Source organism: Mesorhizobium sp. WSM3868 (assembly GCF_002294785.1).
Classification (GTDB): Bacteria; Pseudomonadota; Alphaproteobacteria; order Rhizobiales; family Rhizobiaceae; genus Mesorhizobium.
Window position 1 is genome coordinate 91,554 of sequence record NZ_NSGB01000019.1, and the last position, 18,354, is coordinate 109,907.

21 protein-coding genes and 1 pseudogene are annotated in these 18,354 nt (G+C 64.1%); 14 read left to right on the forward strand and 8 right to left on the reverse strand.

The window, feature by feature from the left end:
- The first annotated feature begins 34 nt into the window (after positions 1–34).
- Entirely contained in the window at positions 35–292 is a 258-nt protein-coding gene (locus CK221_RS24920) for a DUF2171 domain-containing protein (RefSeq protein WP_066995318.1), read from the forward strand.
- A gap of 15 nt (positions 293–307) precedes the next feature.
- Here CK221_RS24920 and CK221_RS24925 read toward each other — a convergent pair whose 3' ends face one another.
- Both CK221_RS24925 and CK221_RS24930 read right to left on the reverse strand, forming a co-directional pair.
- Complete coding sequence (locus CK221_RS24925; protein WP_095779617.1) at positions 308–1,324, reverse strand: P1 family peptidase; 1,017 nt, start codon at positions 1,322–1,324, stop codon at positions 308–310.
- Positions 1,324–2,388, reverse strand: coding sequence for a branched-chain amino acid ABC transporter substrate-binding protein (locus CK221_RS24930; protein ID WP_095779618.1), 1,065 nt, complete (start codon positions 2,386–2,388; stop codon positions 1,324–1,326). The genes CK221_RS24925 and CK221_RS24930 overlap by 1 nt, the downstream gene beginning before the upstream one ends.
- Before the next feature lie 179 nt (positions 2,389–2,567).
- On the opposite strand from CK221_RS24930, the gene CK221_RS24935 reads away from it, so the two are divergent.
- The 6 genes and pseudogenes from CK221_RS24935 (at position 2,568) to CK221_RS24960 (ending at position 6,908) form a co-directional block, all read left to right on the forward strand.
- The gene (locus CK221_RS24935; protein WP_067328468.1) at positions 2,568–3,062 is read left to right on the forward strand and encodes a flavin reductase; all 495 of its coding nucleotides are present in this window, start codon (positions 2,568–2,570) and stop codon (positions 3,060–3,062) included.
- A 5-nt stretch (positions 3,063–3,067) separates the two neighbouring features.
- A pseudogene (locus CK221_RS24940) lies at positions 3,068–3,250 on the forward strand (VWA domain-containing protein); the annotation flags it as partial.
- Positions 3,251–3,319: 69 nt separating this feature from the next.
- Positions 3,320–3,658: an XdhC family protein gene (locus tag CK221_RS24945; RefSeq protein WP_095779619.1), complete on the forward strand. Its 339-nt coding sequence runs from the start codon at positions 3,320–3,322 to the stop codon at positions 3,656–3,658.
- Between the two features lie 6 nt (positions 3,659–3,664).
- Entirely contained in the window at positions 3,665–4,369 is a 705-nt protein-coding gene (locus CK221_RS24950) for an XdhC family protein (RefSeq protein WP_095779620.1), read from the forward strand.
- Complete coding sequence (locus CK221_RS24955) at positions 4,366–5,985, forward strand: molybdopterin-binding/glycosyltransferase family 2 protein (protein ID WP_095779621.1); 1,620 nt, start codon at positions 4,366–4,368, stop codon at positions 5,983–5,985. The genes CK221_RS24950 and CK221_RS24955 overlap by 4 nt, the downstream gene beginning before the upstream one ends.
- Before the next feature lie 32 nt (positions 5,986–6,017).
- Positions 6,018–6,908, forward strand: a complete 891-nt coding sequence (locus tag CK221_RS24960; protein WP_095779622.1) for an alpha/beta fold hydrolase — start codon at positions 6,018–6,020, stop codon at positions 6,906–6,908.
- Here the strand turns inward: CK221_RS24960 and CK221_RS24965 are convergent, their stop codons facing one another.
- The gene (locus tag CK221_RS24965; RefSeq protein WP_095779623.1) at positions 6,909–7,958 is read right to left on the reverse strand and encodes a DUF1176 domain-containing protein; all 1,050 of its coding nucleotides are present in this window, start codon (positions 7,956–7,958) and stop codon (positions 6,909–6,911) included.
- Positions 7,959–8,103: 145 nt separating this feature from the next.
- On the opposite strand from CK221_RS24965, the gene CK221_RS24970 reads away from it, so the two are divergent.
- Positions 8,104–8,607, forward strand: a complete 504-nt coding sequence (locus CK221_RS24970) for a DUF1993 family protein (RefSeq protein WP_095779624.1) — start codon at positions 8,104–8,106, stop codon at positions 8,605–8,607.
- Positions 8,608–8,658: 51 nt separating this feature from the next.
- Here CK221_RS24970 and CK221_RS24975 read toward each other — a convergent pair whose 3' ends face one another.
- Entirely contained in the window at positions 8,659–8,823 is a 165-nt protein-coding gene (locus tag CK221_RS24975) for a DUF1127 domain-containing protein (RefSeq protein ID WP_082954041.1), read from the reverse strand.
- 332 nt (positions 8,824–9,155) lie between these two features.
- Here CK221_RS24975 and CK221_RS24980 point away from each other — a divergent pair, with 332 nt between their 5' ends.
- The 3 genes from CK221_RS24980 to CK221_RS24990 all read left to right on the forward strand — a co-directional run bounded on the left by CK221_RS24980 (position 9,156) and on the right by CK221_RS24990 (position 12,165).
- Complete coding sequence (locus tag CK221_RS24980; protein WP_179294479.1) at positions 9,156–9,674, forward strand: hypothetical protein; 519 nt, start codon at positions 9,156–9,158, stop codon at positions 9,672–9,674.
- A 118-nt stretch (positions 9,675–9,792) separates the two neighbouring features.
- Entirely contained in the window at positions 9,793–10,860 is a 1,068-nt protein-coding gene (locus CK221_RS24985; protein ID WP_095779625.1) for an aldo/keto reductase, read from the forward strand.
- Between the two features lie 36 nt (positions 10,861–10,896).
- Entirely contained in the window at positions 10,897–12,165 is a 1,269-nt protein-coding gene (locus tag CK221_RS24990) for a cysteine desulfurase-like protein (protein ID WP_095779641.1), read from the forward strand.
- Between the two features lies 1 nt (position 12,166).
- Here CK221_RS24990 and CK221_RS24995 read toward each other — a convergent pair whose 3' ends face one another.
- The 4 genes from CK221_RS24995 to CK221_RS25015 all read right to left on the reverse strand — a co-directional run bounded on the left by CK221_RS24995 (position 12,167) and on the right by CK221_RS25015 (position 16,938).
- On the reverse strand, positions 12,167–13,195 hold the full coding sequence (locus CK221_RS24995) for a histone deacetylase family protein (protein ID WP_095779626.1): 1,029 nt from the start codon (positions 13,193–13,195) through the stop codon (positions 12,167–12,169).
- Positions 13,192–13,689, reverse strand: a complete 498-nt coding sequence (locus tag CK221_RS25000) for a GNAT family N-acetyltransferase (protein WP_095779627.1) — start codon at positions 13,687–13,689, stop codon at positions 13,192–13,194. The genes CK221_RS24995 and CK221_RS25000 overlap by 4 nt, the downstream gene beginning before the upstream one ends.
- 224 nt (positions 13,690–13,913) lie before the next feature.
- Positions 13,914–15,296, reverse strand: coding sequence for an aspartate aminotransferase family protein (locus CK221_RS25010; RefSeq protein WP_095779629.1), 1,383 nt, complete (start codon positions 15,294–15,296; stop codon positions 13,914–13,916).
- Between the two features lies 1 nt (position 15,297).
- Positions 15,298–16,938, reverse strand: a complete 1,641-nt coding sequence (locus tag CK221_RS25015; protein WP_095779630.1) for a N,N-dimethylformamidase beta subunit family domain-containing protein — start codon at positions 16,936–16,938, stop codon at positions 15,298–15,300.
- Between the two features lie 144 nt (positions 16,939–17,082).
- On the opposite strand from CK221_RS25015, the gene CK221_RS25020 reads away from it, so the two are divergent.
- The 3 genes from CK221_RS25020 to CK221_RS25030 all read left to right on the forward strand — a co-directional run bounded on the left by CK221_RS25020 (position 17,083) and on the right by CK221_RS25030 (position 18,222).
- Positions 17,083–17,331: a ParB N-terminal domain-containing protein gene (locus tag CK221_RS25020; RefSeq protein WP_066995224.1), complete on the forward strand. Its 249-nt coding sequence runs from the start codon at positions 17,083–17,085 to the stop codon at positions 17,329–17,331.
- Between the two features lie 129 nt (positions 17,332–17,460).
- A complete protein-coding gene (locus CK221_RS25025) occupies positions 17,461–17,856 on the forward strand; it encodes a GFA family protein (RefSeq protein WP_095779642.1) in 396 nt (131 codons plus the stop codon).
- A 153-nt stretch (positions 17,857–18,009) separates the two neighbouring features.
- The gene (locus CK221_RS25030) at positions 18,010–18,222 is read left to right on the forward strand and encodes a hypothetical protein (RefSeq protein ID WP_067328366.1); all 213 of its coding nucleotides are present in this window, start codon (positions 18,010–18,012) and stop codon (positions 18,220–18,222) included.
- Positions 18,223–18,354: the final 132 nt, after the last annotated feature.

The following is an 18,354-nucleotide window of genomic DNA, read 5'->3' on the forward strand; positions in this document are numbered from 1 at the left end:
CAGGGACGCGCGGCCACCCACCGGAGGGACCAGCATGACCGTCGATGTCAGTAAGATACGCGAGCATATGGAAGTAGTCGGCGCCGATGGCGTCCATGTCGGCACCGTCGACAAGGTCGAGGGGCAGCGCATCAAGCTGACCAAGGCCGACAGCGGCATGGGCTCGCACAAAGGCCACCACCATTACGTTCCGCTGGCTCTGGTCGCGGAGATCGAAGGAAAGAAGGTCTGGCTCTCGGCGAATTCGGACGTCGCGGTCACGTTCGAGGAAGAGAAGTCCGACCCGACCTGACCGACGTCCAGAACTCTAGCGGGACGACCAGACCGGAAAGAGATCGCCGTCGGCCGGCCTCGCCGCGTGGACGCCGCGGCTGACGGCGCGGGCCATCGTAGACCCCGCTGCGGCATAGAGATCGATCGCTGCATCGGCGCTGAGTTCGATGCCGCTGCTGCCGGTCGCGATCGCGAAAACGAGATCGCCGTCGGCCGGTGTGTGCGTCGGCCAAATGGCGCGGGCAAATCCGTCATGCGCCGAAATCGCCAGCCGTTTGGCGGCCGACTTGGAAAGCACGGCATCGGTGGCAATGACGGCAATCGTCGTGCTGGCGCCCTCTGGCGGTTCCCCTGCGCGCCTGTCGCGGTATTTCAAGAGTATTTTCCTGGCGTCTTTCGGTATGGGATCGGGATAACCCAGGCCGCCGAATTCATCGCCGATCTCGAAGGGAGCGGCCCAGAAATGGCGGCTGCGTCCGACCGTCACCGAACCGGTCGGGTTGACGGCAGCGAGCGCGCCGATGGTGACGCCGCTGTCGAGCATCGTCGAGGCCGAACCCAGCCCGCCCTTCAGACCGGAAGTCAGAGCGCCGGTACCGGCGCCGACCGTACCGAGCGGGAAGTCGGTCGTTGTCGCCTGAGCCGCCTCGTAGCCAAGCTCGCGATAGGGCGGATAGCGGCCCCAGTCCTTGTCGCCGCCATTGCGCAGGTCGAAGAGGATCGCGGCCGGCACGATCGGCACGCGAAAGCCACCCACCTCGACGCCGATGTTTTTCTCCCGCAGCGCTGCCTGGACGCCGGAAGCGGCATCGAGGCCGAAGGCCGAGCCGCCGGACAGCACGACTGCGTGAATGGTCGCGATCGAGTTTTGCGGCTCGAGCAGGTCGGTCTCACGCGTGCCCGGTGCGCCACCCAGCACCTGGACTCCGGCCGCCGCCGGCTCCTCGCAAAGCACTACCGTGACGCCGGACTTCAGCCTGGCGTCAGCAGCATTGCCGACGGTGACGCCGGCGACGTCGGTGATCAGGTTGCGTGGACCGGTGCGGAACATCAGTTTTCCTCCAGCGGCACGAAATGGGAGCCGTCGAAGCGGAAGGCGCGGAATGGGTTTTGGCTGAGATCACCCTTTTCGTCGAAGCGGACGGTGCCGATAGCGGTCGCGAAATCATGGCCGGTCAGCGTCTTGGCGAGCGGCCTGCCGGAGCTTTCTGCGTCGACCGCTGCCGCCTTGGCGATCTCCACCGCGGCATAAGCCGGCAGCGTGTAGCCGTCGGTCACGATCTTCCTTTCGCCAAAGGCCTGCACGACCTTGGGGTCCGCGACTTCTGACCACTCCGGCAACGCGATCATCAGTGTGCCGGCCGCATAGGGCACATCGCCGGGTGGCGTGCGCAGCGTCTCGCCGCCGGCGAAGGTGATGCCGGCATTGAGCGAGGCAGCGTCGCGCCCCATGATGGCGATGTCGTCGCCGTCGCCGCCGGCAAACACTTTCGTAGCCCCCGCTTTCTTCAGGCGGCCGATCAGCCCGATCTGGTTGTCGAGCTGCGGCCGGAACGTGTCGACGAAGACCGGTTTCAGCGCCGCCTGCTCGGCGGCCGCGCGGAAAGTCTCCGCGATCTCTCGGCCATAGATGGTGCCGTCATCGATAATGGCGAACAATTCGTTCTGCCAGAGCCGAGTGAGGATCGTGGCCACCGCATTGCGTTCGTCGTCGCCGCGCGGCCCAAGCCGGTAGACAGGCCAGCCGGTCTTCGCGCGGCGGTCGGTCAGGCTCTCGGTGCGCACGCCGATCGCGACGACCGGAATGTTGGCGTCCTTCAGGATCGGCAGCGCCGCCTCGATCGCTTCGGTGCAAAGAAAACCGACAACGATATTGACCTTAGCATCCACGAATTGCCTGGCAGCCGCTGCACCGCCGTCGGCCGTGCAGGCGTCGTCAACGGTTCGGACCGCGACCCCTTCGGCGTCCGCCGCCAGCGCGGTCCCCGCCTCGATCTGCTTGCCGAGGATCGCCGACGGCCCGGACAGCGGTGCGGCGACGCCAACCAGCGTCTCGGCATGGACGCTCGCGCCCAGCCAAAGCAGCGCGGCTAAAGTCGTCGTGAGAAGGCGCATTCGGGCGAAGAGGTCCTCCGTGCCGGGAGTATTGTTCCGGCACTATTCCAGCAAAGACCTAAAGGCTGCCTAATCCGGGTGCAACACGCGAATTCAGGATTGCGCTCAAGCACTTCGCTTGTGTCATACAATATGCAGCCATATATAACGAGCTTCCGTTTTGGCAGGTGGATCATCGGGTGCTGAAGATTAATGACATCGGGCCGCAAGCCTATCGCGATGCGATGGCGCATTTTGCCGGCCATGTGCATGTGGTGACCACGGACGGCCCGGCCGGGAGACGAGGCGCAACGGTGATTGCCGCCTGCTCGGTCTCGGATACGCCGCCCGCCGTGCTTGTCTGCCTCAACCGCGAAAATCCCAAGAACGAGGCCTTCATCCGGAACGGCAATTTCGCGCTGAACACACTCGCCTCGGACCAGGAGGCGCTGTCGGTCGGCTTTTCCGGCATCACCGGCCTGCCGTCCGAGGAGCGCTTCGCGCTCGGCGAATGGGACGTGATCTCGACCGGCGCGCCGACGCTGAAAGGCGCGCTCGCCGTCTTCGATTGTCAGATCATCGATACCAAGGATTTGGCCACCCACCGTGTGCTTTTTGGCAAGGTGACAGGCCTGCGCATCGGCGATAATTTGCGGCCGCTGATCTACCACAACCGCGACTACCACGTTCTGTGAAAACCCCTCTTGCGTTTGATGGGTCGAGGCGCCCCCGCGTAGTGAAGGCGATACTGCCGCGTGTCGACGAGTTCCGCGCCGTGCACAATCTGGACGCGCTGGCCGATCCTTGCGCCTCGCTCGACCAGCGGCCGGCCGCAGCGGTTGACCCGCGCTGGCTGCGAACTGGCGACAGGCGGGCCGCGTAGCCATATGTTTCGCACCGATACATTCCTCTGGGACGTTCCCCGGGAAAACAGACTTTGCGAGAAGCGACGATGGACGAGAGCATTTATCTCGATGAGGCCCGCGATCCCCTGATCATCGCGGAAGGCTGGATGAAGGACGGCAAGGATGTCGCCATCGCGACCGTGGTCGAAACCTGGGGTTCGGCGCCGCGCCCGGCCGGCAGCCATCTGGTCATCGACGCCGAAGGGAATTTCCACGGTTCGGTTTCCGGCGGCTGTGTCGAGGGCGCGGTGGTGACCGAGGCGATCGACGTCATCAGCTCGGGCAAACCGAGGATGCTGGAGTTCGGCGTCGCCGACGAAACCGCCTGGCAGGTCGGCCTGTCCTGCGGCGGCCGCATCAAGGTCTATGTCGAGCGGCTGGGTTGACTGCGGATGGACCCATATGTTCTCAAAACATTGAACGAAGAGCGCCGCGCCAGGCGCGCCGCGGTGCTGGTCACCGACCTCGGTGACGGCCGCGACCGCATCGTGTGTGAAGGCGACCGCGTCGCGGGCGAGCTCGGCGCGGCGATCGCCAGTGCGTTTCGCACCGGCATCTCTCGATCGGTGGAAGCGGAAGGGCGGACTTTCTTTCTCAATGCGCATCTGCCGCGCCCGCGCCTTGTGGTGATCGGAGCGGTGCATATCAGCCAGGCGCTCGCGCCAATGGCCAGAATCGCCGGCTATCCAGTCGAGATCATCGATCCGCGCACCGCCTTCGCCACGCCGGAGCGCTTTCACGGTGTAGCGCTGCATGCCGAATGGCCGGAAGATGTGCTGAAGCGCCAGCCGCTCGACAGCTACACCGCGCTTGCCGCCGTCACCCACGATCCGAAGATCGACGATTTCGCGCTGAAGGCGGCGCTCGACGCCAGGTGCTTCTATGTCGGCGCGCTTGGCAGCAGGAAGACTCACGCCAAGCGGGTCGAGCGTCTGCTGGCGCTGGGCGCCAGCGCCGACCAGATCGCCCGCATCCATGCGCCGATCGGTCTCGATATCGGCGCCGCGAGCCCGGCCGAGATCGCCGTAGCGGTGCTGGCACAAACCATCCACGCCTTCCGCTCGCGCGGCCTGGAAAGCAAAGGCGCGGTGGCGTGAAGTTCGGTCCGATCGCGATCGATGAGGCCGAAGGCGCGGTGCTGGCGCATGCAACCACTGCCGGCGAGCGGCGATTCCGCAAGGCGCATCGGCTGAACGGCGAGGACGTTGCGGCGCTGAAGGCGGCCGGCATCAGTGAAGTGGTCGTGGCCGTTCTCTCTCCCCATGATCTCGGCGAGGATGCCGCGGCCGAAAAGATCGCGTTGAGCATGTCCCATCGCCACGTCGAGACGAAGCCCGCTGCAACCGGACGCGTGAACCTGCATGCCGAAACCGCAGGCGTCTTCACCGTCGACGCCAAGATGATCGACGCCATCAATGCCATCGACCCGGCGATCACCATCGCCACCCTGGCGCAGCACGCGCCTGTCGAGGCGGGCCAGATGGTGGCGACGGTGAAGATCATTCCGTTTGCCGTCGCTGCGAGCCTGGTCGATGCGGTGGCCAAGATTTGCGCCGGCGGCGAAATCTTCGCCGTCAACGCCTATCGCCCGGTCAATGTCGGCGTCATCCAGACGACGCTGCCCGGCTTGAAGCCGAGCGTGCTCGACAAGACGCTGCGGGTCACCGAGGCGCGGCTGGCGCGCTCCGGCGGCCGGCTGACTGCGGAGCGGCGCACGCCGCATGACGTGACGCTTGTTGCGGAAGCAGCAAGCGCGCTGGCGCGCGACAACGACATGGTGGTGATCTTCGGCGCCTCGGCGCTGGCCGATTTCGCCGATGTCATCCCTGCCGCGATCGAGAAGGCGGGCGGCAAAGTCATTCGAGCCGGCATGCCGGTCGATCCCGGCAATCTGCTGGTGCTCGGAACGCTCGGCGGCAAGCGCGTCATCGGCGCGCCCGGCTGTGCCCGCAGCCCGAAGGAAAACGGTTTCGACTGGGTGCTGGACCGGCTGGTCGCGGGGCTTGACGTGACGGCGAGCGACATTGCCGGCATGGGCGTCGGAGGCCTGTTGATGGAAATCCCGTCCAGGCCACAGCCGCGCGAGCCGCTGCCGTCGCGGTCGGCAAAAGCGGAGCCGAGGGTCGACATCGTGCTTCTCGCCGCCGGGCGCTCCAGCCGCATGGGCGGGCCGAACAAACTGCTGGCGCTGTTCGACGGCAAGCCGCTGGTGCGGCGCACCGCCGAGCGGGCGCTGGGATCGAAAGCGGCCAACGCCATCGTCGTCACCGGCCATCAGCGCGAGCGGGTGCGCTCGGCGCTCTCAGGTCTCGATATCACGCTTGCCCACAATCCGGACTTCGCCGACGGGTTGGCCTCGTCGCTCAAGGCGGGCATCGCGCGGGTCGCGCCCGACGCGGCCGGCGCCATGATCGTGCTCGGCGACATGCCTGGTATCTCGTCTAAGGATCTCGATAGCCTGATCGATGCGTTCCGCCGATCCGGGGGCCGCGCGGTGGTGCGCGCAGCGCATCACGGCAAACGCGGCAACCCGGTGCTGCTGCCGCGGTCGCTCTTTGCCGCCGTCGCGCAGCTCGAAGGCGATACTGGCGCGCGCCATTTGGTCGAGGCCGAAGGGCTCGACGTCATCGATGTCGAAATCGGGCAGGGCGCTTCGATCGACGTCGATACGCGCGAGGCGCTGGAACGCGCGGGCGGCGTGCTGCAGGATTGACAAACCGAAGCCGAATTTCGCATGGCTTCGGAATGTCTTTGCGCTGCCGAACTTTCCTCACTTTGCTCGCCGCAACAGCTTTTTCGCTCTCTGCCGCCGAGGGCCAGACGTTGTCGCTGAAACCCTTCAAGGACGAGCTTTTCGCTTACCCGGCGACGCTGTCGAGCGGCGACAACGGTGCCTATACGGTGCTCGACTATCGCGAGATGCGCGACATCAATCAGCGCGACGAGGTGCCGGAAAGGCGTGTGCATGCCCAATATACCGACCCCGGCGTGCGCAAGATGCAGCAGGACTTGATGCTGAAGACCGATGTCGGCGATGTCCGGCATGTCGCAGTCGGCAAGACGCAAGGTGCCGCCATCATCGTGCTTTATCTGCACGGGCAGGGCGGCAGCCGCAAGCAGGGCGTCGACGACTTCACCTTCGGCGGTAATTTCAACCGCCTCAAGAATTTGATGGCCGAAAATGGCGGTCTTTATCTTTCGCCGGACTTTCCCGATTTCGGCGACAAGGGCGCCGCCCAGGTCGCGGCGTTGATCGACCACTATGCAGAGACATCGCCCGGCGCGAAAATCTTCGTCGCCTGCGGCTCGATGGGCGGTATCCTCTGCTGGAAGCTGGCGGACCGCAAGGATACTGGCGCCCGCGTCAGTGGGCTGCTGCTGCTCGGCTCGCTCTGGGACCAAAGCTTCTTGACCAGCCCGGCCTTCAAGCGTCGGGTGCCGGTGTTCTTCGGCCAGGGCAGCCGTGACGTGGTTTTCCAGGTTGAGAAGCAGGAAACCTTCTTCCGCTCGATCCTCGCCAAATCGAAGAGCTATCCGACCCGCTTCGTGCGGTTCGAGACCGGCACGCATGGGACGCCGATCCGCATGGTCGATTGGCGCGGCACACTCAACTGGATGCTGACGAAAGCGCCCTGATCAAGGCGGCGTGTTGTAGTCCAGGACGGTCTCGGGATTGATCTCGCCGTCGTAAGACGCATCGACATCATACTGCACCAGCGAGAAATTGCCGTGGCGGAACAGATAGGTGCCGGTCGATGAAGCGTCGCCGACGCCGCGCCATTTGTTCATCGAGGTGATCGTCTTGGTCTTGTCGTCATATTCGGAATTGACCAGCTGGTCGTCGGTCTGGAAGCCGATGATGTGGATGCCCTCGACCTTGCCTTCACTGTTGTTGTTCTCGTAACGGATGTCGAGTTCCGGCGCGGCGAACTGCAACTGCCGGACGCCGGACACATCGTCATAGATGTAATAGACCGCGCTTTCATTGTAGGCGGCCATCGAGCAGAAGAAGCGGAAGAGCCGCGTCTCGCGCTCCGGCTCGTCGGCTCCAGCGTCCTTGTCCTTGTAATGGATCGAGTAGGCGTCCGGCTCGCCGGCCGGCTTGCCTTCCGGGTTCTCCTTGTCGCACTGCTCGCCATAGGCGGCGAGGAACGCCTTCCTGGCCTGTTCCAGCGCCTCGTCCTTCTTGGGCGGCGGCGGGCCGTCGCCGCAGCTTGTCGGCACGGCATCCTGGAAATCCGAAGTCGACGGCTTCAGGGCGCCCTTGTCGATAAAGATCGGCTGGAACGGCGGTTCCTGGATCTGCGCGTTGACCTGGCGAAGCGTGTAGCAGCCGGCAAAGATTTTGGCTTCGCCCTTCTTGTCGGTGGCCTGGATGGCGACAGGGACGCTGTAGTAGATGCTGCCGGCAGCACCCTCGTCCGATACCGCGCCGGTCTTGACCTCGACCGCGTCGGTGCTGTCGTAGCCTTTAACGAAGGCATCGAAATCTTTTGCCGGCTTGGTGTCGCCGAAATAACCCCAGGCGCGGGCGAATTCATGCCGGTTGATCGCGCTGTAGAGCGAGCGAACAACAGCCTCTGCACTGGACCGGTCGTCGATATAAGGGGCTTCGGCTGCAAGCGCCGACCGGCCGATGGCCGCAAGGGAGAACAAGGCAGTCGCTGCGAGAATGGCAGGTCTCATCGGGAATCTCCGCTCGATAACGAAAATACTACCACCGCGATTGCGGCGAGGCGGTGACAGGGGCGCACGGGCTGCTTGAAGAATCGAGCCGGGAAGCGCTAGCTCACGGCCCGCGGCGCTGACGCCGCCTGGGGAGATAACTCACGTGACCATATCCATGTACGATATTTCCGTGGCCGTCTTTTCGGCCCGGCTGAAGGCGCTGGCCAGCGTGCTGTCACTGGCCGAACAGAACGCCGCCGACCGCAAGATCGACCCTCAGGTGTTTCTGACCGCGAGGCTGGCGCCCGACATGTTCGCGCTGACCCGGCAGGTACAGATCGCCACCGATCATGCCAAGGGCGCGCCGTCGCGGCTCGCCGGCCGCGAAGTGCCGAAATACGAGGACAACGAGTCCAGTTTCGCAGAGCTGCACGCCCGAATCGCCAAGACCCTCGATCATCTGGCGACATTCTCGGCCGCCGATCTGGACGGGTCGGAGGAGCGGACGATCGAATTGAGGCTTGCCGGACGCGAGGTCTCAATGGCCGGACTGCAATATCTGCTCAACGCAGCCATGCCGAACTTCTACTTCCACATCACCACGGCATACGACATCCTGCGGCACAATGGCGTGCCGCTGGGCAAGTCGATTTTCCTGGGACGCTGAACACGGAGAGGTTTCCCGGCGCGGCCGAGAACCCTCTTTTTCATCGTTGAATCAGCGTATCGACATCTCGCGGGCGATACGCGGAAAGTCGGCCGGCTTGATGCCGATATCGGCGCGGTCGGCGTTGCTCATCGCGTTCAGCAGCGCGAGCGCCGATCGGTAACGCTGTTGTTCCTGCGGCCGCGGCCGCGCGAACATTTCGGTGAAGAACCCCATATTCCAGCCCCTTGTTTGTCCTCCACACGCCGAGAATATAGGTGATTTGTTACAATTGTGCAGTGCAGCAAGTGCATGGCAGCCATGCCTGGTGAATTTTTTCCGCCAAAATCGCTTCTCTTCTGAAACTTTTGCGGAAACTCGACCGTACGCCACGGTCCTGGCCTCTGGGCGGGCTTTTTCCTCGCCACTCTGGCGACCTGCCGGTCGGTATCAAATGCAGCGCGGCTTTGATCTTTCCGGCCGGCGTCTGCAGCTGCAACACCCGCAATCGTTAATGTCGTCGGCATTCATTTTTAACGACAGCGATCTATGGTCGACGGCAACAATGAATGCCGTTGCGACAGGAGGAGGCTGAGATCGGCACCGGGAACAAGCTGGATTTCGCTTCGTTGCTCGACGACCTCATCATCGCTTCCGAGAAGGGCGAAGACGGGGGCGCCCGGCCCTCTATTCCATTCGACTATCTGTCGGTGGCGGACGAGCTTCACTCCGGCCGCATCAAGGTCGCCGGCGAAAGCGTCGCCGCCGAGTACCGCGAAGCGGGCGCCGACCTTGCCGCCGAGTTCGCCGCGCTTCTCGACCAGGCCAAGCTGGCTCTCGCTGAGGAAGAGCATCGCCCTGAGGAAGAGCTGGCGCCGATCGACCCTGAATCGATTGCCGGCGAGCTCGGCCTCGATCGCCCTGCGAAGGATACCGATTTCGGCCGCATTCGACGCAACTTCGCCTTCGCCAACCATCCGGACCGTGTCGCCCCGCATCTGCGTCAGCGCGCCATGATCCGCATGCAAGTGGCCAACATGCTGATCGACGAGGCCAAGCGGCGCGCGCTGGCCGCGGCACGACGCTAACCGGTTTCCGAATTCACGCAAAAGTCGCCAGGACCGGCTTGGAGAAAATCCGGCCTATGCCTTATGCTTGAATTCCTCCCCGCGCAGCCGCGCGCCCACCTCCCGCCGGAGACATTTCATGCAAAAACGCCGCCTCGGTCGGACAGACCTCCTTGTTTCGCGAATCTGCCTCGGTTCGATGACCTGGGGCCAGCAGAACACCGAAGCCGAAGGCCATGCGCAGATGGATCTGGCCTTTTCGCGCGGCGTGAATTTCATCGACACCGCCGAGCTTTACCCGATCCCGCCCAAAGCCGAGACGCAAGGGTGGACCGAGAGGATCATCGGCAGTTGGATGAAGATCAAGGGCAACCGCGACACGGTAATCATCGCCTCGAAAGTGGTCGGCCGCACGGCCAACGCCTGGTTTCGCGGCGACCGGCCATCGAAGCTTGTGCGCGCCGACATTTTCGATGCGGTCGAGAAGTCGCTCGCCAAGCTCCGCACCGATTACATCGATCTCTACCAGATCCACTGGCCGGACCGGGACATTCCCTGGGGTTCGAACCCGACGCGGGTCGGGGCGGTAGCGCGGCGGGCTGATGCTGTCGGCACGCCGGCGGACGAGACGCCGATCGCCGAGACGCTCGCTGTTTTCGAGGAACTGGTGAAGGCGGGAAAAATACGCCATTTAGGCCTGTCGAACGAAAGCTCGTGGGGCGTCATGCGTTTCCTGGCCGAGTCCGACAAGGGCGTCGGCCCGCGCGTCGCCTCGCTGCAGAACGCCTACAATCTCGTCAACCGCACCTTCGAGGTGAACCTGGCCGAAGTCTGCCAACGCGAAGAGGTCGCGTTTCTACCTTATTCTCCGCTGGCGCAGGGCTACCTCACTGGCAAATATGATCACGGCGCCCGGCCGCAAGGCTCGCGCACGCAGCTCTTTAATCGCGGCCAGCGCTACGAGACGCCGAATGCGGCGGAAGTGCTGCTCCAATACAGTGAGCTGGCGCGCTCCTTCGGCATGGAGCCGGCGCTCTTCGCCAACGCCTATGTGACGAGCCGGCCTTTTGTGACCGCGAACATCGTCGGCGCCACCAGCGTCGCGCAGCTCGACATGGCGCTGTCTTCGGTCGAGGTCCGCTGGACGGAGGAGATGCAGAAGGCAGTCGACGCCATCCACCAGCGCGTCGGCAACCCTTGCCCGTGACTGGAAATCATTGAGAAGGACGAAGGGATGGAGGCGATGGCAGATTTTCCGATCGAGCTCGCGCGCGGACGGTTTCCAGCACTTTCGCTGACCGACAAGAGCCGCCGTCGCATCTATCTCGACAATCCCGCCGGAACCCAGGTGCCGCAGGCGGTGGCGGATGCGGTCTCGCGCTGCCTGCTAACGACAAACGCCAACCTCGGCGGCTTCTTCGAAACGACGGTCGCGGCGCAGCAGGTGGTCGACGATGCGCATGCGGCGATGGCCGATTTTCTCGGTGCGGCGAGCGTCGAGGAAATCATCATCGGCGCCAATATGACGACGCTGACCTACCACATGTCGCGCACACTCGGCCGGACGATGAAGCCGGGCGACGAGATCATCCTCACCCGCATGGACCACGAGGGCAATGTCTCGCCCTGGCTGCAGCTTGCAGAGGATCTCGGCCTTGTCGTGCGTTTCCTGCCCTTCGACGAGAAAAGCTGGCAGGTCGAGGAAGCGGGGCTGGAGGCGCTGCTTTCGGAAAAGACGCGGCTTGTGGCGCTGAACTATGCCTCGAACCTCACCGGCTCGATCAACCGCGTCAGCGAGCTGACGGCACTCGCCAAGCAGGCCGGGGCGCTGGTCTATGTCGACGCGGTGCAATTCGCGCCGCACGGGCTGATCGACGTTCAGGCGCTGGGCTGCGATTTCCTGGTCTGCTCGGCCTATAAATTCTTCGGGCCGCATATGGGCATATTGTGGGGCCGCCGCGACGTCATCGATGCGCTGATACCCTACAAATGCCGCTGTTCGTCCAACCACCTGCCGGAAAGGTTCGAGCTTGGCACCCCGCAGATCGAGCTGATGGCTGGATTGACCGCAGCGGTCGACTACTTCGCCGATCTCGGCGCCGCAGCCGGCGAGGGCGGTTCGCGGCGGCAGCGGATAGCGAGGGCCTTCGAAGTGTCGATCGCTTACGAGAACGCGCTCGCCCTACAGTTGATCGAGGGCCTGTCGGACATCGAGGGGCTGACCATCCGCGGCATCACCGAGCCGGAACGCTTCGGCGATCGCGTGCCGACAATTTCCTTCACGGTAGAGGGCATCGCGCCGGAAACGATCGTGCGACAGATGAATGCCGAAAACATCTTCCTGTGGTCCGGCCACAACTATGCATGGGAGATCGTCCACCAACTCGGCATTCCGCCGGAGCAGGGCGTCGTGCGCATCGGCATCGCGCACTACAACACGACCGCAGAGATCGACGAGACACTGGAAAGCGTACATCGCGTCATTGCAATGCTGAGGCAGCAGCGCGCCTGAACTATCCTTTCTTCCCGCCAAAGCCGGTCAGGAAAGCGGTGAGGTTGTCGCCGAGCGCATCGCAGAGGTAGCCGCCCTCCTGGATGATGACCGTCGGCAGGCCAAGGCCGGCGATCGCCTCGCCGATGCGGGCGAAGCCGGGCGTCGTCACCGAAAGGCCTCCGAACGGATCGCCTTGAAATGCGTCGAGGCCGAGCGCGACAACCAGCGCTTCCGGCGCGAAGGCGTGGATGCGCTGGAAGGCTGTTTCCAACGCCTCCAGAAAGGCCGCGTCGCCGGATTTGCGCGGCAGCGGCAGGTTGAGGTTGTAGCCGAGGCCCGCCCCTTCGCCGCGCTCGTCGGCATGGCCCCAGAAGAAGGGATAGAAGCGCACCGGATCGGCATGCAGCGAGACGGTCAGAATATCAGGCCGGGCGTAAAAGATTCCCTGCGTGCCGTTGCCGTGATGCAGGTCGACATCGAGTATGGCGACGCGTCCCGCGTCCTTTCTCAGCACCTGCGCGGCGACCGCGGAATTGTTGATGAAGCAGAAGCCGCCCGCCACGTCGGCAAAGGCGTGATGGCCAGGCGGGCGGCAGAGCGCGTAAGCCGCCGTCGCGCCGGCCATCACGGCTTCGGCGGCTTCCACTGCGCTCCAGGCGCTCCAGAGCGCACTGTTCCAGGTCTCTGCCGAGATCGGGCAGGCTGTGTCGGCCATATGATAGCCGGCCTGGCCGACCGCCGAGGCCGGATAGGAGCCGCCGCGGCCGATTGGATGGATGTTCGGGATGACCTCCGCCGAGGCGCCTTCGATGCGTTGCCAGCGCGCGAAGATGTGCTCGAGAAAGTCGAGATATTCGGGCGTATGCACGGCGGCGATCGGCCCAATGCCATGGTCCTTCGGCCTCTCGATCGTCACGCCGGCCGATCTTGCGCCGGGTAGCAATCTCTCGACCCGTTCCGGCTTTTCCGGATTGGGCTGCGGCGCGCCGCTGGAAAGGAAGGCCTTCGGGTCATGGCGCTTCTGTTCCTCGGCATAGAAGGCTTTCATCGTTCGTCCTCCAGCGCGTCGGCAAAGGCAAAAAAGGCCTCGCCGACAATCTTCTGCACCTGCTCGTAGCTCGACCAGCCGATACCGAGCTTTTCATAGAACGTCTTGGCGGTCTCGTTATCGGTGTCGACGGAGAGCCTGAGATAGACGCCGCCTGCAGCGCGACACTCCTTGGCCACGCGCCGCAACAGCTTCTCACCGATGCGGCGGCCGCGAAAGCGGTCCTCGACATAGAGGTCCTGCACAAAGACCCCGGGCCGGCCCATCCAGGTCGAAAAGATCGGGAAGTGGAGGCAAAGCCCGGCGAACTCGCCGTCGACCTCGGCGACCAAGGTCGAAAAGGCGGGGTTTGCGCCGAAGCCGTAGCGGCGGAGGTCATCCGGTGTCGAGGTGATCTCCTGATGCGCGCCGATGTGGGTGCCGAGGCGCAGCAAGGCGGCATGGATGGTCTCGGCATCCTCGATCCGGCCGGGACGGAGGATAATCGTGCTCACGACAAGTAGGGCGCCCAGGCACCCCCCTCTCTCCTGCCGGACATCTCCCCCGCAACGGGGGAGATCAGCAGGTGCACCGACGGCGCTGTTCCTGCAACGTCGGCGATTGGCGAAAGCGACAGCGACATCGGATCTTCCCCCTTGCGGGGGAGATGTCCGGCAGGCCAGAGGGGGGTGCGAAGGATCGCGAACATCTCAGGACATCTCAAAGCGCCATTTCACCCTCAGCCGGCCACCGGCAGGTCGAGTTCGGCTGCCAGCGCCTCAAGCGAGTCGCCGATGATTGCGATCATCTCGCCGATCTGCTCGCGCGTGATGATCATCGGCGGCGCCACCATGAAATTGTCGCCGTCGACGCCCCCCTTGACCTTGCGGCCATAGATGATCAGGCCGCGCGCATAGGCGTGGTCGAGCAGGCGCTGCGTTGCCTTTTTCGCCGGCGCGATCGGCGTCAGCGCCTCCGGATCGGCGACCATCTCGGCGCCGAGCAGCAAGCCCTTGCCGCGCACGTCGGCGATGAAAGGGAAACGCTTCTGCAACGCCTTCAACTCTGCGATCAGCACATCGCCCATGGTCGCGGCGTTGGCGATGAGATCGAGCCGGTCCATTTCGCTCAGCACCGCAAGGCCGGCCGCACAGGCAAGCGGATTGCCGGCGTAGGTGTGGCCGTGCTGGAAGCCGCCCGAGGCGAGCAGCGGCTCGACGAGCCGCATGGGAGCCGCCAGCGCGCCGAGCGGCGCATAGCCGGAGCCCAGCCCTTTTGACAGCGCGACGATGTCCGGCTTGCAGCTCCAATGGTCGCCGCCCAAAAATTTACCGGTGCGGCCGGCACCGCTCATCACCTCGTCATGGATGAGCAGGATGCCGTAGCGGTCGCATATCTCGCGGATGCGCGCATAGTAGCTGTCGGGCGCGACAAGGGCTGCCGTTGCCGCGCCGCCGACGGGTTCCATGATGAAGGCGAGCACGCTTTGCGGGCCCTCGGCCTGTATCTTGTCTTCGAGCATGTCGGCATAACGGATGCCGCGCTGCTCCATCGAGAGGTTGTCGCGATCGCGCCAGGCGGCCGGCGCCGGCACCGTCGGCATCACCCGCATCAACGGCGTAAAAGTCTCGGCAAGCGCGTCGTCGCCGGTGATGGCGAGCGAACCCAGCGTGCCACCGTGATAGGACGGGAAGCGGGTGATCACCTTCCAGCGCTTCGGCTGCCCGGTGGCGACCGCCCATTGCCGGGCGAGTTTGATGCAGGATTCGGTCGCTTCCGAGCCGCCCGAGACGAAGAAGATGCGGTCCATGCCTTCGGGCAGCTTGTGAGCCAGTGCCCGCGCCAGTTCTTCCGCCGGTTCGTTCTCGAAATGAAGCCGATAGGCGAAGGTGGTCTTGTCCATCTGCCGCTTCATGGCGTCGAGCACGTTGCGGTTGGAATGGCCGATATTGGCGACCATCGGTCCGCTTGAACCGTCGATGAAGCGGCGGCCGTCCTTGGTCCAGAAATAGATGCCCTCGGCGCGGTCGACGAGTGGCCGGCGCAGGCTGGAGAGATAGAACAAATGCGACGGCGGCCGCGCTTCGGCTTCAGGCGAGGGCTGCACTTCCGGTGTCGGCATATCAGGACTTTCCGAGATAGCGGTCGAGAACATTCTTGGTGACGCGTTCGACCATCGCGTCCTGCCTTAGCAGGCCGGCGACCCATTCGCAGCTTCCGGCGTGGAAGACTTCGCCCTTGCCGCGCGGGAAATTGACGATCATGCCGTTGCCGCGCTTGACCTTGTCGAGATTGGCGTCGCTGGCCTCGCCGAACAAAGTCTCGGCGGTGAAGCGGCCGTCCTCGTCGGTGAGAAACTGGTCTTCGATCGGAATGTCGGCGCTTTCCTCGACCTGGCTCGCCAGGCCGACGGCCAGCACCTGCAAGCCGTCCGGCGCTCCGCTCTCCGCAGTCGGGTAGGGCAGGCCGCCGCGTATCTCGAAATCGAGCCCGTCGACCTCATAGCCATAGACATGGCTGTCGGCGCCAAGCAGGTCGCCATAATAGATGCCGGTGCCGGCGAAGGCCCAGTGCTCGGGGCGGTAAACAGGGAAGCCGCGCACGCCGCGCGGCGCGCAGCCGCCCCAGCCGGCATAGACGCCACGCGTCGCGTTGAGGCCGAAGGTAGCGCTGCCCGGACGCCCGATCTCCGGCGCTTCCCAGGAATTGGTGGCGCGGGTGATGTCGACGCCGCGATAGGCCGGGTCTTCGGCCCGCGCCCGGTATTTGTAGCAAACCTGGCGGCGGCCCTCGTCCTCCAGCCTGGTCTGCCACATGAAATTGCCGGCGAAGCGCGCCGCGTGGCCACCGCGCTCGACATAGGCGTCCACCGCGTCGCGCATCTCCCAGGTCCAGTATTCGTCGTGGCCGACGAAGACGACGCAATCATAGCCGTCGAGGATTTCCGGCGAGAAGTGCAGCTCGTGCTGGCTGGCGAGGTCGACCTGATATCCAGCGCGTTCGGCAAAGCGGAAGAAATGGCTGTCGTAGCTTGCCCAGCCGGAAGACGCGTATTTCTTCGAATGTCCCGTGGCAAAGGCCCATTCCATATGCGGATAACGCGGCACGGTCTTCGGCGGCATCGCGACTTCCAGCGGCACGCGCGGTGCATCCTTGGGCAGCACGACGAAGCCGCGGCACCAAGGGCGCTGCGTGGAGACCATCGTCGCATATCGGTCGCGGTTCGGGCCGGTGATGCCCTGATAGTGGTTGGAGCCGCCCCAGGTGTTATAGGCGAGCCAGGTGCCGGTCGCGGCGATCTGCAGCAGGCGACCAGGCTTGCGGCCGGGCAGGGGCGCGACGATGAAGAGGTGGTGGCTCTCGATCGGCGTGCCGTCCGGCCCTTCAGCCGAAAGCCTGACACGGTAAGCTCCCGACGGCCAGTCATCGCCGATGCGGAATTCGAACGAGGCTTCCCAGCCGCAGCCGTCGACCGAACATTGCTCGGGCGTTTCCTGCCAGCGCGCCGACAGTCCCGACCCATCGAAGACCTTGGTTTCATCGCCGCCGTGGCGGACGATGACAATTCTGAATTGCGGGGCCGTCGAGCTGACGAAAAGCGTCACCGTCTCGCCCGGACGATAGGAAAAGCGGTCGCTGTAGCACCAGATCTCGCCGCTCGAGCCATCCATGCCGGGCCACTCGTAATAATGCCCACGCACCGCCTCCCGGCGCTGCTCGGGCGTCAGTCCGAAATCGGGAAAGTCGGCGGGCCGTTGCGTCATGGAAAAACCGAAACCAAGAGGTCGCCATTGAGACCGTAGGGCGGCCAAGCGTCAAATGGAAACGATCGGGCCAGCAGGCGCTTGGCCTTATCCGGCAAACGGCTTATTTGATCTTCAGGCGATGTTTGAACGCCGGGAGCCAAGATGCTGCGCGTGCAAAGGGTCAAGGTCGACGACATCTATGTGCCGATGGCGAGGCGCAAGACGCTGCATCCGGAGACGGTGCGCCATCTTGCCGAGGATATCCTCGAGAACGGCATGAAGATGCCGATCCAGGTGCGCCACGACGGCAAGCGTCATGTCCTGGTCGAAGGGCTGCACCGGCTGGAAGCCGCCAAATGGCTCGGCGAAACCGAGATCGACGCCTACCTCGTCCAGGCGCGGCGCCACTGACGCCATCCTATCTGTTGCCGTGTCAGCCCGGCATCACCGTGAGCGATCGCGTCCTATCAATGCTTTTTAATTGACGCTCCGATGTTCGCCGCTACCGTGCCGGCCTTCCTGTCAATCGGGTACTTGGAAATGGCGAAATACCAGGGCGGATGCCTGTGCGGCGCAGTGCGCTATCGCGCCGAGGCCGAACCAATCAACGAGCGCGTCTGCCATTGCCGGCTGTGCCAGAAGGCGATCGGCGCCGCCTTCAATGCGCGACTCCTGTTTCGCATCGATGATGTCACGATCGAGGGGCCGGTGGCGACGGTCAATTCCTCGCCGGACCTCAAGCGTGGCTTCTGCCCGGCTTGCGGCACGACGATCTTTTCGCGACGTGACTCCAGGGGCATTCTCGGCGTCACATCCGGCTCGCTCGACGATCCGTCCGCGTTCAAGCCCGACATGCATTTCTGGACCGCTTCGAAGCAGCCTTGGGTGCGGCTGGATGACGGCCTGCCGCAATATGAGGGGGCACCGCCGGCATAGAGTTTTCCGTTCTCCCACAACAATGGGAGAAGGAAGAATGCCTGCACAAAAATTTCATCTTCGATTCACGAGATAGCCGGCAAAGCGTCATTGGCGGGCCATCATTGGCTGCCTATCTAAGCGCCACGCGGGAAGGCATCGAGGAGGCGACGGATGAGCGAGAGCAGCAACCCCCTGGACGAGCTTTTGAACGACCCGATGATCCAACTCGTGATGGAGCGAGACCGCGTGCGCCCGGCCGAGCTTCGCCTGCTCTTGGAAAAGGCTCGCGACAGGGCTGCCGACGATTCCCGCTTCGACCAGCCGGTGCTGCCGCCGGCGCATATCGTGGCCAGAAGCTGCCTGAAGCAATGGCTGTACCGCTAAAGCGCATCGCACCGAACTGACGCGCTTTAGCAGGCTGTTGAAGAAGTGCATTTGCGGGCGATGAAATTAGCATCGTCGCCGTTGTGGAAGCAGATTTGGCCCATGATCGAGCCGTCAGGTTGGATTTCGGCC

What these genes read in the sequence shown, in the direction of transcription:
- CK221_RS24920 (WP_066995318.1), top strand. Translation starts at nt 35, where the DNA reads ATGACCGTCGATGTCAGTAAGATACGCGAGCATATGGAAGTAGTCGGC.
- CK221_RS25025 (WP_095779642.1), top strand. Translation starts at nt 17,461, where the DNA reads ATGGCGAAATACCAGGGCGGATGCCTGTGCGGCGCAGTGCGCTATCGC.
- CK221_RS24925 (WP_095779617.1), bottom strand. Translation starts at nt 1,324, where the DNA reads ATGTTCCGCACCGGTCCACGCAACCTGATCACCGACGTCGCCGGCGTC.
- CK221_RS24980 (WP_179294479.1), top strand. Translation starts at nt 9,156, where the DNA reads ATGCCGTTGCGACAGGAGGAGGCTGAGATCGGCACCGGGAACAAGCTG.
- CK221_RS24990 (WP_095779641.1), top strand. Translation starts at nt 10,897, where the DNA reads ATGGCAGATTTTCCGATCGAGCTCGCGCGCGGACGGTTTCCAGCACTT.
- CK221_RS25020 (WP_066995224.1), top strand. Translation starts at nt 17,083, where the DNA reads ATGCTGCGCGTGCAAAGGGTCAAGGTCGACGACATCTATGTGCCGATG.
- CK221_RS24945 (WP_095779619.1), top strand. Translation starts at nt 3,320, where the DNA reads ATGGACGAGAGCATTTATCTCGATGAGGCCCGCGATCCCCTGATCATC.
- CK221_RS25010 (WP_095779629.1), bottom strand. Translation starts at nt 15,296, where the DNA reads ATGCCGACACCGGAAGTGCAGCCCTCGCCTGAAGCCGAAGCGCGGCCG.
- CK221_RS24975 (WP_082954041.1), bottom strand. Translation starts at nt 8,823, where the DNA reads ATGGGGTTCTTCACCGAAATGTTCGCGCGGCCGCGGCCGCAGGAACAA.
- CK221_RS24995 (WP_095779626.1), bottom strand. Translation starts at nt 13,195, where the DNA reads ATGAAAGCCTTCTATGCCGAGGAACAGAAGCGCCATGACCCGAAGGCC.
- CK221_RS25015 (WP_095779630.1), bottom strand. Translation starts at nt 16,938, where the DNA reads ATGACGCAACGGCCCGCCGACTTTCCCGATTTCGGACTGACGCCCGAG.
- CK221_RS24950 (WP_095779620.1), top strand. Translation starts at nt 3,665, where the DNA reads ATGGACCCATATGTTCTCAAAACATTGAACGAAGAGCGCCGCGCCAGG.
- CK221_RS24965 (WP_095779623.1), bottom strand. Translation starts at nt 7,958, where the DNA reads ATGAGACCTGCCATTCTCGCAGCGACTGCCTTGTTCTCCCTTGCGGCC.
- CK221_RS25030 (WP_067328366.1), top strand. Translation starts at nt 18,010, where the DNA reads ATGAGCGAGAGCAGCAACCCCCTGGACGAGCTTTTGAACGACCCGATG.
- CK221_RS24985 (WP_095779625.1), top strand. Translation starts at nt 9,793, where the DNA reads ATGCAAAAACGCCGCCTCGGTCGGACAGACCTCCTTGTTTCGCGAATC.
- CK221_RS24930 (WP_095779618.1), bottom strand. Translation starts at nt 2,388, where the DNA reads ATGCGCCTTCTCACGACGACTTTAGCCGCGCTGCTTTGGCTGGGCGCG.
- CK221_RS24960 (WP_095779622.1), top strand. Translation starts at nt 6,018, where the DNA reads ATGTCTTTGCGCTGCCGAACTTTCCTCACTTTGCTCGCCGCAACAGCT.